The following is a 14,457-nucleotide window of genomic DNA, read 5'->3' on the forward strand; positions in this document are numbered from 1 at the left end:
CCAGGGGGCCGGGACGTTCTGACTGTTTCAGGGTCGGAGTGACCTACGGGTACATGGAGTGCCTGCGCAAGGGCCGGGTCAGGGTAAAAGCTGCGCCGCAGGTTCGCCGACCCACAGTGGTTCGACGGACTTGCGCAGAAGCTTTCAGATACAAGCTTCCAGAGATCGCAGCCAATCAGGCAAAACATTGATCTAGAGCGCTTCGCTCATCTTTTCATCGCTCACACTGCGCGCGAAACCGTTTCGCGGTGTTTCCTGGCGACCGTATATCGAGAAAGAGTCCTTTTAAACAGTGGGACTTCTACTCTTTCAACGTAGGCTTTTTCCTAAAATTTCCGTCGAAATTTCTCGTTTAAAAAACAACCAATTTACGCTGTGATGGCCGGTTCACGGCACTTATGCCGGCTGAAATGTCGTAATCGAACCGGTTGGGACGCCCGTTTCATTTAAAAAAGCTCATGCCGATTCGGCATAGGGTAGGCGTTTACGGCATTAGACGGCGCAACCTTGCATCGGAATAGTTGCGCCTTTTTTCGCCTGCCGAAGAGCCGTAAACACGTGCTTCGGGGCACCTTATACGGAGGCAGATGCACAGACTTTTCCGCTAAAGAGCGTTCCAGTTCCTGCATGTGCCTGAGTCAAACGCAAGTAAGGGTAAAGATAATGAAGAAGGCAAAACTTAGCCTCGCCTGGCAGATCCTCATCGGTCTGGTATTGGGTATTGCAATCGGTGCGTTGCTCAACCACTTCAGTGCCGAAAAGGCCTGGTGGATCAGTAACGTCCTGCAACCAGCGGGCGATATCTTTATCCGTCTGATCAAGATGATCGTGATCCCGATCGTCATCTCGTCCCTGATCGTCGGCATTGCTGGCGTGGGCGACGCCAAGAAGCTCGGGCGCATCGGCCTGAAGACCATCGTCTACTTCGAGATCGTCACCACCATCGCGATCGTCGTTGGCCTGCTGCTCGCCAACCTGTTCCACCCGGGTACCGGCATCGACATGAGCACCCTGGGCACTGTGGATATCTCCAAGTACCAGGCGACCGCCGCCGAAGTGCAGCATGAACACGCGTTCATCGAGACCATCCTCAACCTGATCCCGTCGAACATCTTCGCGGCCATGGCTCGCGGCGAAATGCTGCCGATCATCTTCTTCTCCGTGCTGTTCGGTCTCGGCCTGTCGAGCCTGCAGTCGGACCTGCGCGAGCCGCTGGTGAAGATGTTCCAGGGCGTCTCGGAAAGCATGTTCAAAGTCACCCACATGATCATGAACTACGCCCCTATCGGCGTATTCGCACTGATCGCGGTGACCGTGGCCAACTTCGGCTTCGCCTCGCTGGTGCCGCTGGCGAAACTGGTGATCCTGGTTTACGTCGCCATCGCCTTCTTCGCCTTCGTGGTACTGGGCCTGATCGCTCGCCTGTTCGGCTTCTCCGTACTGAAGCTGATGCGCATCTTCAAGGATGAACTGGTCCTGGCTTACTCCACCGCCTCCTCGGAAACCGTGCTGCCGCGCGTGATCGAGAAGATGGAAGCCTACGGCGCGCCGAAAGCCATTTGCAGCTTCGTGGTACCGACCGGTTACTCGTTCAACCTCGACGGTTCGACCCTGTATCAGTCCATCGCGGCTATCTTCATTGCCCAGCTGTATGGCATCGACCTGTCGATCAGCCAGCAACTGCTGCTGGTTCTGACGTTGATGGTTACCTCCAAAGGCATCGCCGGTGTACCGGGCGTGTCCTTCGTGGTGCTGCTGGCTACGCTGGGCAGCGTCGGTATTCCGCTGGAAGGCCTGGCATTCATCGCCGGTGTCGACCGCATCATGGACATGGCGCGTACTGCACTGAACGTGATCGGCAACGCCTTGGCGGTACTGGTCATCTCCCGTTGGGAAGGCATGTATGACGACGCCAAAGGCCAGCGCTACTGGAACTCCCTGCCGCACTGGCGCAGCAAGGAAAAACTGCCAGCAGGTGAAATCTCGAAGCCGTAATGCAAAAACCTGTGGGAGCGAGCTTGCTCGCGAAGAGGCCGGCACATTCAACAATTATGTTGATTGACACACCGCCTTCGCGAGCAAGCTCGCTCCCACATTGATTGATGCAAGGCTTACCAACAAACCCCGGAGAAATCCGGGGTTTGTCGTTTCTGGCGACCCCGCTATCATTCGCCGCATATTCCGGGGGATTTGACTGATGCTTAATGGCCTGTGGCTTGGCTTCTTCATCGTGGCAGCCGTGTCGGCGCTGGCGCAGTGGCTGATCGGCGGCAACGCCGGGATCTTCGCGGCGATGGTGGAAAGCATTTTCGCCATGGCCAAACTCTCGGTCGAAGTCATGGTGCTGCTGTTCGGCACGCTGACTCTGTGGCTGGGCTTTCTGCGCATCGCTGAAAAAGCCGGGATCGTCGAGTGGCTGGCCAAAGTGCTCGGCCCGCTGTTTCTGCGGCTGATGCCGGAAGTCCCGCCCGGTCACCCGGCCCTCGGCCTGATCACCCTGAACTTCGCCGCCAATGGCCTCGGTCTCGACAACGCCGCCACGCCCATCGGCCTCAAAGCGATGAAAGCGCTGCAAGAGCTCAACCCCAGCGCCACCGTCGCCAGCAACGCGCAGATTCTGTTCCTGGTGCTCAACGCTTCTTCGCTGACACTGCTGCCGGTGACGATCTTCATGTACCGCGCCCAGCAAGGCGCGCCCGATCCGACATTGGTGTTCCTGCCGATTCTGTTGGCGACCAGTTGCTCGACCATCGTCGGCTTCCTCTCGGTGGCGTTCATGCAACGCCTGCGCATCTGGGACCCGGTGGTGCTGGCCTATCTGATTCCCGGAGCGCTGATGCTTGGCGGCTTCATGGCGCTGCTCGGCACGATGTCAGCCACGGCGCTGGCCGGGCTGTCTTCGATCCTCGGCAACCTCACGCTGTTCGGGCTGATCATGCTGTTTCTGGTGATCGGCGCGTTACGCAAAGTGAAGGTGTATGAGGCATTCGTTGAAGGCGCCAAAGAAGGCTTCGACGTCGCCAAGAACCTGCTGCCGTATCTGGTGGCGATGCTCTGCGCAGTCGGTGTGCTGCGGGCTTCGGGGGCGCTGGACTTTGGTCTGGAAGGCATTCGCCATCTGGTCGAGTGGGCCGGTTGGGACACCCGGTTTGTCGATGCGCTGCCAACAGCAATGGTCAAACCGTTCTCCGGCAGCGCCGCCCGGGCGATGCTGATCGAAACGATGAAAACTTCCGGTGTCGACAGCTTCCCGGCGCTGGTGGCGGCGACGGTGCAGGGCAGCACCGAGACCACGTTCTATGTGCTTGCGGTGTACTTCGGTGCGGTGGGGATTCAGCGGGCACGGCATGCAGTGGGTTGTGCGTTGCTGGCAGAATTCGCCGGCGTGCTTGGCGCAATTGGCGTGTGCTACTGGTTCTTCGGCTGATCACAAAAAACTGTGGGAGCTGGCTTGCCAGCGATGAGGCCAGCACATCCAAAAGCTATGTTGGCTGACACACCGCCATCGCTGGCAAGCCAGCTCCCACAAGGTTTGAGGTGAATCAGGGTCTCTGTGGGGCGAGCTTCTGACCTTGATCCACGGCCCACGCCACAACCCTCGCGGTTAATCGGTCGCTGGCCTGGCCGAAGCCTGCGACCACCGCCGGCACCTTCACGTCATTCAGCGGCTGGCGCTCTTCAAACCGGCGGCTGGCGAGGATGCGCTGGTCGTATCCACGAATCAGCAACGCATCGACCCGCACCACAACGCTGGCCTGGGTGCCCTGATATTCAGTCTGAAACGCCTGCAAGCTACCGCCCAGTTCCAGATCCGCCTGGAAATTGCTGTCATCGGTACTGAGCAACGTCACCCGGCCATCACGCTGAAACCCATCAAGCAGTCGATTACGCACCAGCACCGGCGCCGGATCGCTCCAGCGCGAAGCCTTGTAGCTGCTGATCACATCGCCCTGTGGAATCACGGCGATGTTCGGCCGGTTCAGCGCTTCGCTGGCCTGCAATTTGTTCAAGCGCAGCGACCAATGCTGAGTCGCCGCCGAACTGGCCGAGGCGGGCGACTGGGCGGTCGGCAGGCGATATACATCCGATGGCTCAGACTTGGGCAGGATCGAGCACGAGCCCAGCAACGTGAAACTGGCGAGGAGGGCGAGATGAGTCAGCTTCATGGCGTGAACTCCTTGTTCTTGTCACTGCCCAGCAGGTAGCCGCTGGGGTTGGCCTCAAGGCGTTGCGAGATGGCGCGCAGCGAGCCGAGGGTTTCGCGCAGTTCGCGCACCGCTGGTGCCAGGCCGTTGAGGCCCTGCATGCCGCTGTCGAGGGAGTTCTGGTTTTTGCTCAGCAAGGCGTTGATGGTGGCGCTGCTCTGTTCCAGCGATTTCATCGCTTGCTCGGCACTGCCCAACGCCTGCTTGCCCTGATCGTTGAGCAGGCCATTGGCGTTGCGCATCAGCAACGAGGTCTGTTCGAGCATGCTGCTGGCCTGTTTGCCGACGCTCGCCAGCTGCTGCATGGCTTGGCGCAAGTCGCCGCGCTGATCGTTGATCGCGCCAGTGGTTTGCTCCAAATGCGCCAGGGTGGCGCTGATGCGCGTGACGTTGTCGGCGGAAAACATCTGATTGGCATTGTTCAGCAGGGTGCTGATGCCGCTCATCAAGTCATTGCTGTCATTGAGCAGCCGCGAGATAGGCGAGGGCGCTGCGACGATGGTCGGCAAATTGCCGTCGTGGCCACGGAGTTTCGGACTCTCTGGGGTGCCGCCGCTGAGCTGAATGATCGAGGTCCCGGTGATCCCGGCCAGTGCCAGTTTGGCCTGGGTGTCTTCCTTGACCGGCGTGTCGCCACCGAGACGAATCCGCGCCAGCACCCGACGCGGGTCCTGCGGGTCGAGGCGCAGGCTGACCACGTCGCCCACCTTGATCCCGCTGTACTGCACCGAGCTGCCCTTGGACAGACCGCTGACGGCTTCGCTGAAGACGATTTCGTAATCCTTGAACTCGGTATCGACGCTGGACTTGGCCAGCCACAGCCCGAAGAGCAGGGCGCCCGCCACGACAATCACCGTGAACAGGCCGATCAACACATGATGGGCTCGGGTTTCCATGTCAGACCTCGTTGAGCAATTTGGCGGCGTCCAGCGCCGAGCGGCCGCGCGGGCCGTGGAAGTATTCGTGAATCCACGCGTCGTTTGTTTCTGAAACCACATCGATCGGGCCGGCCACCAGCACTTTCTTTTGTGCCAGTACCGCGACACGGTCGGTGATGGTGTAGAGCGTGTCGAGGTCGTGGGTCACCAGAAACACGCTCAGGCCCAACGCGTCACGCAGGGTCAGGATCAATTGATCGAAGGCCGCCGCGCCAATCGGGTCGAGGCCGGCGGTGGGTTCGTCGAGAAACAGGATGTCCGGGTCCAGTGCCAGCGCCCGTGCCAGCGCCGCACGCTTGATCATGCCGCCGGACAACGACGACGGGTATTTGTCTGCCGCCGACAACGGCAACCCGGCCAGCGCCAGTTTCACCGCTGCCAGATGCTCGGCGTCATTGCGGCTGAGACCGGCGTGTTCGATAAGGGGCAGGGCGACGTTTTCGGTGACGGTCAGCGAAGAGAACAGCGCGCCTTTCTGAAACAGCACACCGAAACGCCGTTCGACCTGCGAGCGCTGTTCCTCGGACAGGTTCGGCAGGTTCTTGCCAAACACTTTGACCATGCCTTCGCTCGGTCGGCGCAAACCGATGATGCTGCGCAGCAACACCGATTTGCCGCTGCCGGAGCCACCGACCACCGCGAGGATTTCACCTTTGTACAAGTCCAGATCGAGGTTCTCGTGCACGCTCTGGCTACCGAAGCGATTGCACAGGCCACGAACTTCGATCACCGCCTCCGAGGGCGCGCGGGGTAGACGACTCACCAGCCCATCTCCATGAAGAACAGCGCGGCCACCGCGTCGAGCACGATCACCACGAAAATCGACTGCACCACACTCGAGGTGGTGTGGGCGCCGACCGATTCGGCGCTGCCGCTGACCTTGAAGCCTTCCAGGCAACCAATCGCCGCGATCAGGAAGGCGAAGATCGGCGCTTTGACCAGCCCGACCAGAAAATGCTGAATGCCGATATCGCTTTGCAGCAAGGCTAAAAACATTGCCGGGGAAATCCCCAGCGACACCGCACAGACCACGCCACCACCGATGATCCCGCAGAGCATCGCCAGAAAGGTCAGCATCGGCAGCGCCACCAGCAACGCCAGCACTCGCGGCACCACCAGCAACTCGATAGGGTCGAGGCCGAGGGTGCGGATCGCGTCGATTTCTTCGTTGGCCTTCATCGAACCGATCTGTGCGGTGAACGCACTGGCGGTGCGCCCGGCCATCAGGATCGCGGTCAGCAACACGCCGAATTCGCGCAGGAAGGCGAAGCCGACCAGATCCACGGTGAAGATACTGGCGCCGAAACTCGCCAGCACCGTCGCGCCGAGAAACGCCACCACCGCGCCGACCAGAAATGTCAGCAGCGCCACAATCGGCGCAGCGTCGAGGCCGGTCTGCTCGATGTGCGCGACCATCGGCGTGATCCGCCAGCGCTTGGGCCGGAACAGGCCGCGCGCGATGGTTTCCAGAATCAGCCCGACAAATCCCAGCAGTTGCAGGGTGTCCTGCCAGACCGTGTCCACCGCACGCCCGATGCGCGTCAGCAGTTGCACGCTGACGCTGACTTCCGGCTCCTTGATTGGCACGCAGAAATCGGTCAGCGAGCGATAGACCGTCTGCAACAAGGCGCGGTCGGCGGGGGAAATCGTGCAGTCGGGGTGTTCGGCGGATTTGCCGAGGCGCTCGGAGCCGAGCAGTTCCACCAGCAAGGAAGCGCCGGCGGTGTCGAGCGCGCCGAGGCCGTTGAGGTCAACAATCGTATTGGCGTCGTACTGGCCGTGAAGGCTTTCGCTGAGGTGCTTGAGGTCGGCGTAATGGGCGAGCGTCCAGTCCCCCGTGACCCGCAGACGGGCAGGGGCGATGGAGGTATCCAGTTGGGCACTGCCTGTCATTGAGCTGCTGGTCATAAGCTCCGTGCTTGTTCGGCTAAATACGCTGGGATACGTAATAGCACGAACCGGATTACTTTTCTTTGATCGCTGTGCTGTCTGTCACTTCAAAACGCAGCACGCCGATTACCTGACCGTCCTCGGTCAGTACCCGCACCTGCCATTTGCCCACCGGGTTGCCGGGGAAGTTCTGCTTGTGCGTCCACGCCCGGTAGCCTTCCTTGCGTCCGCCATGAATATCCAGGGCGATGCGGTCGACCTCTTGGCCGTTGAATTGCCAGACGTGATAGATCCGCTCGTCGAGCCCGCGCGGCGCGTTGATCGCGGTGTAGGCGTAGAGCCCGCCGTTGCGGATTTGCTCGGCGCTGACTTGTTCGAGGCTGGCGCCGGGGGTGCGATCCTGCAACTGCGTGCTGATCGCCACGTCAGTCATCCACAACGTTGCCGGCGGCACCCACGAACGCAGGGTCCAGCCTGCCGCGCCGATGCCGACGGTGATACACAAAATCGCCAGCGCGTTGCGCACGGTGCGGATCGGAAAGATCGACGCCAGGCTCGGGAACGACAACAGCACGGAAATCCCCAGCGCCCATTTGAAGCTCTGCGACGTGGTCAGGTGCATGATCACCGGCAACGCGGTGAGCAGGGCGGCGAACAGGGTCAGGGTGTGCAACGCGAGAAACGCCCAGCGCCGTGGCGCCAGCCATTTGTAATAGAGCGGGTCGGTGATCGAGATCAGCGCGGCGATGCTCAGCAGCCCGGTGAAGACCAGCTGACCGCTGTTCCAGGTGGTGGTGATGAAGAAGAACGGCAGGACAAAAAACAGGCTTTCCTGATGGATCATCTGCGTTGCGTAACGCAGCAGCGGCTGGGGGATTTCCCGTTTGAACACGCGGGTGAACAGGCCGGTCAGGGTGTTTTCCAGCATCAGCCAGATCCAGCTGAGCAGCATGATGATGGTGATCCAGGTCGCCAGACCTTGCTGGCGATCAACCAGAATGAAACTGCCGACCCCGGAGACGAAACCGCCAAGCGCAATGACCCCGGGATAGCGCTTCATCAGTTCGAGAATGCGCTGGATCAGGAGGCGGATTTTTTGCATTTTGGCGATTCACAACAATGTAGGAAAAAACCCCGAAAGGTTACCGCCGCCCACCCCCCGTGGCGAGGGGATTTATCCCCGTTCGGCGGCGCAACCGTCGCAAATCCTGAAAATGCGATGTATCTGAATGAACCGGTTCGCAGGTTTTGGGGCTGCTGCGCAACCCAACGGGGATAAATCCCCTCACCACAGGGGTTCTCGTCAGCCTTGCGGTTTGTGATTGCCTCGGCGATGCAATCGCCAGCCAATCAAAATCAGCAGCAACACACCGAGCCCACCCGCAATCAGCCACAGCACCTCATCATCACCGAACAACGGCTTTTCAATCCGCAAATACCCCGGTTGCAGCAGCAACTCACGCATGGCCTTGTTCGCCGCTTCCAGCGTCACCCCTTGCAGCTCACGGGCGGGGTCGGCGAAGCGGCCGTCCTCGTAATCACCGAGCGCGCTCCAGTAATAGTCAGCCATTCCGCTGTTGCCCTGCACCGCCCAGGCCTGATGGGCGATAGCCGCTTGTTTGAGGCGGGCGAAGGTGTCGGCGTCGAGGCCATTTTTCAGCAGATCGGCCTTGAGATCTTCAATCACCTGCTCGGCCTCGGCCACATCATCGCGATCCAGATCGGCATTCAGACTCATGAAGCCGACACCGCCGAACACTTCACGCTCGGCCCACGGCCCGTAAGACAAGCCATGGTTCAGGCGTAACTGGCGATACAGCGCCCAGTCGAGGTAATCCTTGAGCAGATCGAAGGTTTCATCGTACTGCTCGTCCAGCACCGGTTCCGGCACCAGCCAGTGCAGCTTGGCGCCGTCGCCGATGAAACCACGCATCAGCGTGCGCTCATGGGCAGCACTGATACGGATGTCCGGCAGCGGACGATGCTCCGCCGGATCAACCGCTTCGAGCGCGCCCCAAGTGCGTTCCAGATAGGCCGGCAGCAACTTGTCGAGTTCGCCGACCACGATCAGCGTCATGTTGTTCGGCGCGTACCAGGTCTTGCGCACCTTCTCCAATTGCTTCTGGGTCAGGTGATCGACCTCGGCGCGCTGCGGGCATTTCAGACCGAGTTCCACCGCCAGTTGATTGCTGGCGCTGTGGCCCAGATCCTGACGGTCGAGGAAGCGGCGCAGGCGCGTGTAGTGGCCGCCGTCCTCGCGCTCGACCACACGTTTGGCGGCGTTGATCGCGTTGTCATCGATGCGCGTCTGGGTCAGCAAATCGAGCAGCAGGTCGAGCACCTTGCGCTGGTTCTTCGCCGGGGCCTCGATGACGAACGTGGTGTCAGCGTTACTGGTAAAGGCGTTCCAGTCACCGCCCAGCGCCTGCATACGCTCCTCGATGCCACCTTCACCAGTGGCGTCGATGCCGCTGAACAGCAGATGTTCGAGTAGATGCGGCAGCTCTTTTTTATCGCAACCGAAGTCGTCCATGCCCACACCGACCACCAGCCGAATCGCCACATGCCCACGTTCGGTGCCGGGTTTGAGCAACAGTTGCAGGCCGTTGGGCAGCGCATAGCCTTCAACCTGAAAACGATCCAGGGCGAAGGCGGGCAGGGAACCGAGCAGTAAACAGGCGAACAACAGGCAACGCATAACGAGCTTCCATACGGCTGAATTGGAGATCCGTGTCGTCAGTCAGACCGCTGTCGCTGGCAAGCCAACTCCTACAGGATTTGCGGCGCACACAAAACCCTGTGGGAGCTGGCTTGCCAGCGAAGGCGTCCTTGAAGCTGAATCATGAGTTACTGACTGACCCCAGCCGCAGACGTTCAAGGCGAATGCGTAATGTCGGCGATATCGTCCGCTTCCAGCGCCCCGGTGTCCGCCGTCTCCAGCACCACATAAGCACTGCTGCAAAACAGCGAATTGAGCCGCTTCATGTCGGCAATCAACTCCAGATGCAGCGAGCTGGTTTCAATACTCTGCACGATCTTACGTTGCAAACGACTGACATGGGCGTGGGCCAAACGGCGTTCCTGTGCGCGAAAGCGACGTTTCTCGCGTAACAGTTGCCGGGCGCTTTCCCGGTCGCCGCTGAGAAACACCGACAGCCCCAACCGCAAATTGGCGATCAGTTGCTGGTGCAGCCCGGCCAGATCCTCAAGACCCTCTTCGGAAAACGAGCGGCGCTGCGAAGTCTTCTGCTGCTGGATCTTGCGCAGCATGCGTTCGATCAGGTCGCTGGCGAGTTTCAGGTTGATCGCCAGTTCGATGATCTCCGCCCAGCGCCGACTGTCCTGCTCGCCAAGGTCCTCGCGGGGCATTTGCGCCAGATACAGTTTGATCGCGCTGTACAGCGCTTCGACGTCATCGGTGAGACGGCGCATTTCCTGGGTGATGGCGGTTTGCTTGCCGCGCAGCACATCGAGCGTGGCGTCGAGCATGTTGTCGAGCAGATCGCCCATGCGCAGGGTTTCACGGGCAGCGTTGGCCAGCGCCAGACTCGGGGTGACCAGCGCGGTCGGGTCGAGATGCCGGGGTTTGGCGGTGCCGTTGACCTCCGGCCGCTCCGGCAGCAACCACGCACACAACCGCGCCATCGGCCCGACACTCGGCAGCAGAATCAGGCAACGCGCGGTGTTGTAGAGCAGGTGAAAGCCGATGACCATTTCCTGCGGGCTGAAATCGAGGCTGTCGATCCAGTGCACCAGCGGGTCGAGTACCGGGATGATCAGCAGCAGGCCGATCAGTTTGTACAGCAGGCTGCCGAGCGCCACTTGCCGACCCGCAGCGTTCTGCATGCTGGTGCTCATGAACGCCAGCACGCCGCTGCCGATGTTGGCGCCGATCACCAGACCGATTGCTACCGGCAGACTGATCACGGCTGCGCCAGCCAGAGTGGCGGTCAGCAGCACCGCCGCGAGGCTGGAGTAGGAAATCATCGCGAACAACGCACCGACCAAGGCGTCGAGCAGGATATCGCCGGTCAGCGAGGCGAAAATCACCTTCACCCCTTGGGCGTGGGTGATCGGTGCGGCGGCTTCAACGATCAGTTGCAGCGCCAGAATGATCAGCCCCAGCCCGATAGCCACCCGGCCCATCTGCCCGAGCCGCGTCTGTTTGCGTGACAGAAAGAAAATCACCCCAAGGAAGATCAACAGCGGCGATAGCCATGACAAGTCGAACGTCAGCACCCGCGCCATTAGCGCCGTACCGACATCGGCGCCGAGCATGGTCGCCAGCGCCGGGGTCAGCGCCATCAGCCCTTGGCCGACGAATGAAGTGACAAGCATGGCCGTGGCGTTGCTGCTCTGCACCATCGCGGTCACGACGATGCCGGCAACGAACGCGAGCCAGCGCTTGGACATGTTCTGGCCAATCACATGGCGCAGGTTAGTGCCGTACACCCGCAGGATGCCGGTACGAACAATGTGCGTGCCCCAAATCAGCAGGGCCACGGCAGAAAGCAAATTGAGCAGGGTGAGCATGCAGACCCCCTGTGGTGGTAGCGCCCCAAAGAGGCAAATTGACGGTGCCGCGCGGTTTCTACGTTTTTGATACTTAAGCTGTAGTTGGCTAACGGTCTGGGCGCCAGCATTGCACAGCTAAAGAGTGGATTGAAACAAAAGTGTCATCAAAAAAACTTCACACAAACGGCGAAGCACCTGAAGACCAACACAATTTTAAGTCCACTGAAGCGCTATGTAGGAGTGAGCCTGCTCGCGATAGCGGTGGTTCAGCCACTACAGATGGCGACTGGCAGTCAGTCATCGCGAGCAGGCTCACTCCTACAGGTTTTGCGCTCTGGCACAGATTCATCGGTGGATGAAAATCCTGTGGGAGCTGGCTTGCCAGCGATGACGGCGGCACTGCCAATATTGATGTCGGCTGACACTCCGCTATCGCTGGCAAGCCAGACTCCCACAAGGTGTGCGTTGCCTGGCATTTCGAGGGCTGCGCAAGCAAATGTAGGAGTGAGCCTGCTCGCGATAGGGGTAATCAGCTTCAACAGTGATGTTGACTGATAGACCGCTATCGCGAGCAGGCTCACTCCTACAAGGGGTGTTGCCTGTGTGCTACCGGGTTATTGGCCCGGGATGTCTTTACGCAGTTTCACCGGGTCTTGCTGCTTCTTCTTTTTCGCCATCGCGGTGCGCAACTTGATGTTGATCGCTTCAACCGCCAGCGAGAAGCCCATCGCGAAGTAGACGTAGCCTTTCGGTACGTGCACGTCGAACGACTCGGCGATCAGCACGGTGCCGACCACCAGCAGGAACGACAGCGCCAACATCTTCAGCGAAGGATGCTTATCGATGAACTCGCTGATCTTGCCCGACGCCAGCATCATCACCAGCACCGCCACGACGATTGCCGCGACCATGACCGGAACGTGGGACACCATGCCGACGGCAGTGATGACCGAGTCCAGCGAGAACACGATGTCGATGATCGCGATCTGGATGATGGTGTAGAGGAAGTTGCCGCCCTTGCCGCCCGGCGTGTCGTCGCTTTCGTCTTCACCTTCCAGCGCGTGGTACATCTCCTGCGAACTTTTCCACAACAGGAACAGGCCGCCGAAGAACAGGATCAGGTCGCGACCGGAGATGCCCTGGCCGAAGACTTCGAACAGGTCGGCAGTGAGGCGCATGACCCAGGTGATCGACAGCAACAACAAAATTCGGGTGACCATGGCCAGGCCAAGACCGAAGATCCGGGTGCGCTGCTGCATGTGTTTCGGCATGCGGCTGACCAGGATCGAAATCATGATGATGTTATCGATGCCGAGGACGATTTCCAGGGCGGTCAGGGTGAAGAAGGCAACCCAGATTTCAGGGTTGGTCAGCCATTCCATGTGTATTCCTTTGAGCGAGTGTTAAACCACGACGCCAGCAATCAGCTGGCGGCGCGGTAGTTTGAGGCCGTTACAACGTGCTGAACAGCGGGAAAACCCCCAACAGCAATGCGGCAACCAGTATGCACAGGCAGACCAGCACTGCCCACTTCAGGGTAAAGCGTTGGTGGTCACCGAACTCGATGCCGGCCAATGCCACCAGCAGGTAAGTCGATGGCACCAGCGGACTCAGCAAGTGGACGGGCTGACCGACGATCGAGGCACGGGCCATTTCCACGGCGGTGATGCCGTAATGGCTGGCCGCTTCGGAGAGCACCGGCAACACACCGTAGTAGAACGCGTCGTTCGACATGAAGAACGTGAACGGCATGCTCACCAGCGCGGTGATCACCGCCAGGTACGGGCCGAGGAAGTCCGGAATCACTGCCAGCAGGCTTTTCGACATGGCGTCGACCATGCCGGTTCCGGAAAGGATACCGGTGAAGATACCCGCGGCGAAAATCAGACTGACCACCGACAGCACGCTACCGGCGTGGGCTGCGACGCGATCCTTCTGCATTTGCAGGCAAGGGTAGTTGACGATCATCGCGATACTGAACGCCACCATGAACAGCACCGGCAGCGGCAGCAGGCCGGCGATCAGCGTGCACATCAGCGCCAGGGTCAGCAGGCCGTTGAACCAGATCAGCTTGGGACGACGGGCATCCGGGAACTGCGAAACGCTGATTTCACTGTGATCGATTTCATCGCCGATCAGGTGCAGTTCACCCAGACGCGCACGCTCACGTTTGCCGTAGAAGTAGGCAATGATCAGGATCGCCACCACACCGGCAGCCATCGCCGGGATCATCGGTACAAAGATGTCCGACGGGTCGACATGCAGCGCACTTGCGGCACGGGCAGTCGGGCCGCCCCATGGGGTCATGTTCATCACGCCACCGGCAAGGATGATCAGACCGGCCATGATTCGCGGGCTCATGCCGATGCGGCTGTACAGCGGTAGCATGGCGGCCACGCAGATCATATAAGTGGTCGCGCCGTCACCATCGAGGGAAACGACGAGCGCCAGTACGGCGGTGCCGACCGAAACTTTCAGCGGGTCGCCCTTGACCAGTTTGAGGATCTTGCGCACGGCCGGGTCGAACAGGCCGGAGTCGATCATCAGGGCGAAATACAGAATGGCGAACATCAGCATCACGCCGGTCGGCGCAAGCTTGGTGATGCCTTCGAGCATCATCGGACCGATCTTCGGCGCAAAGCCGCCGAACAGGGCGAAGATGATCGGAATGATGATCAGGGCGATCAGCGCAGACAGGCGCTTGGTCATGATCAAAAACATGAACGTGATGACCATGGCAAAGCCAAGGAAAGTCAGCATGGGAATACTCCAGGCGTAGCGCGGCTAGTTAAATGAGCAGATCGGGCGGGATCAGCGCAGAACGGGGAGCACGAGGCGTACGGGCGGAGTGACAGCGAGAAGGCGGGCTACAGAGGACATCAGAATCACCATTGTTGTTGTTAATTGGG

At 60.1% G+C, this 14,457-nt stretch carries 11 protein-coding genes; 2 read left to right on the top strand and 9 right to left on the bottom strand.

Going from position 1 to position 14,457, the window contains the following annotated elements; translation table 11 throughout:
- The first annotated feature begins 663 nt into the window (after nt 1–663).
- Nucleotides 664–1,995: a glutamate/aspartate:proton symporter GltP gene (gltP, locus tag ACTWLJ_RS06705; protein ID WP_445180304.1), complete on the top strand. Its 1,332-nt coding sequence runs from the start codon at nt 664–666 to the stop codon at nt 1,993–1,995.
- A 202-nt stretch (nt 1,996–2,197) separates the two neighbouring features.
- Complete coding sequence (locus ACTWLJ_RS06710; RefSeq protein WP_401219191.1) at nt 2,198–3,427, top strand: nucleoside recognition domain-containing protein; 1,230 nt, start codon at nt 2,198–2,200, stop codon at nt 3,425–3,427.
- Between the two features lie 115 nt (nt 3,428–3,542).
- Here the strand turns inward: ACTWLJ_RS06710 and ACTWLJ_RS06715 are convergent, their stop codons facing one another.
- The 9 genes from ACTWLJ_RS06715 to ACTWLJ_RS06755 all read right to left on the bottom strand — a co-directional run bounded on the left by ACTWLJ_RS06715 (nt 3,543) and on the right by ACTWLJ_RS06755 (nt 14,308).
- On the bottom strand, nt 3,543–4,166 hold the full coding sequence (locus ACTWLJ_RS06715) for an ABC-type transport auxiliary lipoprotein family protein (protein WP_445180305.1): 624 nt from the start codon (nt 4,164–4,166) through the stop codon (nt 3,543–3,545).
- Nucleotides 4,163–5,101, bottom strand: coding sequence for an MlaD family protein (locus tag ACTWLJ_RS06720; RefSeq protein ID WP_445180306.1), 939 nt, complete (start codon nt 5,099–5,101; stop codon nt 4,163–4,165). The genes ACTWLJ_RS06715 and ACTWLJ_RS06720 overlap by 4 nt, the downstream gene beginning before the upstream one ends.
- Before the next feature lies 1 nt (nt 5,102).
- Complete coding sequence (locus tag ACTWLJ_RS06725) at nt 5,103–5,906, bottom strand: ABC transporter ATP-binding protein (protein WP_401219199.1); 804 nt, start codon at nt 5,904–5,906, stop codon at nt 5,103–5,105.
- A complete protein-coding gene (locus ACTWLJ_RS06730) occupies nt 5,903–7,051 on the bottom strand; it encodes an MlaE family lipid ABC transporter permease subunit (RefSeq protein WP_445180307.1) in 1,149 nt (382 codons plus the stop codon). Before ACTWLJ_RS06730 ends, ACTWLJ_RS06725 begins: the two co-directional genes overlap by 4 nt.
- A 55-nt stretch (nt 7,052–7,106) precedes the next feature.
- Nucleotides 7,107–8,135 (bottom strand): DUF5924 family protein, encoded by a 1,029-nt coding sequence (locus tag ACTWLJ_RS06735; RefSeq protein WP_445180308.1) that lies wholly within the window; start codon nt 8,133–8,135, stop codon nt 7,107–7,109.
- Nucleotides 8,136–8,336: 201 nt separating this feature from the next.
- Nucleotides 8,337–9,731: a M16 family metallopeptidase gene (locus tag ACTWLJ_RS06740; RefSeq protein WP_445180309.1), complete on the bottom strand. Its 1,395-nt coding sequence runs from the start codon at nt 9,729–9,731 to the stop codon at nt 8,337–8,339.
- A 176-nt stretch (nt 9,732–9,907) separates the two neighbouring features.
- The gene (locus ACTWLJ_RS06745; RefSeq protein ID WP_445180310.1) at nt 9,908–11,566 is read right to left on the bottom strand and encodes a Na/Pi cotransporter family protein; all 1,659 of its coding nucleotides are present in this window, start codon (nt 11,564–11,566) and stop codon (nt 9,908–9,910) included.
- Nucleotides 11,567–12,162: 596 nt separating this feature from the next.
- Nucleotides 12,163–12,930 (bottom strand): TerC family protein, encoded by a 768-nt coding sequence (locus ACTWLJ_RS06750; RefSeq protein ID WP_401219212.1) that lies wholly within the window; start codon nt 12,928–12,930, stop codon nt 12,163–12,165.
- Nucleotides 12,931–13,000: 70 nt separating this feature from the next.
- A complete protein-coding gene (locus ACTWLJ_RS06755) occupies nt 13,001–14,308 on the bottom strand; it encodes a CitMHS family transporter (RefSeq protein ID WP_445180311.1) in 1,308 nt (435 codons plus the stop codon).
- Nucleotides 14,309–14,457: the final 149 nt, after the last annotated feature.

The organism is Pseudomonas sp. McL0111, assembly GCF_052567255.1.

Coding starts and splice junctions, on each gene's coding strand:
- ACTWLJ_RS06750 (WP_401219212.1), bottom strand. CDS start 12,930: ATGGAATGGCTGACCAACCCTGAAATCTGGGTTGCCTTCTTCACCCTG.
- ACTWLJ_RS06710 (WP_401219191.1), top strand. CDS start 2,198: ATGCTTAATGGCCTGTGGCTTGGCTTCTTCATCGTGGCAGCCGTGTCG.
- ACTWLJ_RS06715 (WP_445180305.1), bottom strand. CDS start 4,166: ATGAAGCTGACTCATCTCGCCCTCCTCGCCAGTTTCACGTTGCTGGGC.
- ACTWLJ_RS06755 (WP_445180311.1), bottom strand. CDS start 14,308: ATGCTGACTTTCCTTGGCTTTGCCATGGTCATCACGTTCATGTTTTTG.
- gltP (WP_445180304.1), top strand. CDS start 664: ATGAAGAAGGCAAAACTTAGCCTCGCCTGGCAGATCCTCATCGGTCTG.
- ACTWLJ_RS06735 (WP_445180308.1), bottom strand. CDS start 8,135: ATGCAAAAAATCCGCCTCCTGATCCAGCGCATTCTCGAACTGATGAAG.
- ACTWLJ_RS06720 (WP_445180306.1), bottom strand. CDS start 5,101: ATGGAAACCCGAGCCCATCATGTGTTGATCGGCCTGTTCACGGTGATT.
- ACTWLJ_RS06740 (WP_445180309.1), bottom strand. CDS start 9,731: ATGCGTTGCCTGTTGTTCGCCTGTTTACTGCTCGGTTCCCTGCCCGCC.
- ACTWLJ_RS06745 (WP_445180310.1), bottom strand. CDS start 11,566: ATGCTCACCCTGCTCAATTTGCTTTCTGCCGTGGCCCTGCTGATTTGG.
- ACTWLJ_RS06730 (WP_445180307.1), bottom strand. CDS start 7,051: ATGACCAGCAGCTCAATGACAGGCAGTGCCCAACTGGATACCTCCATC.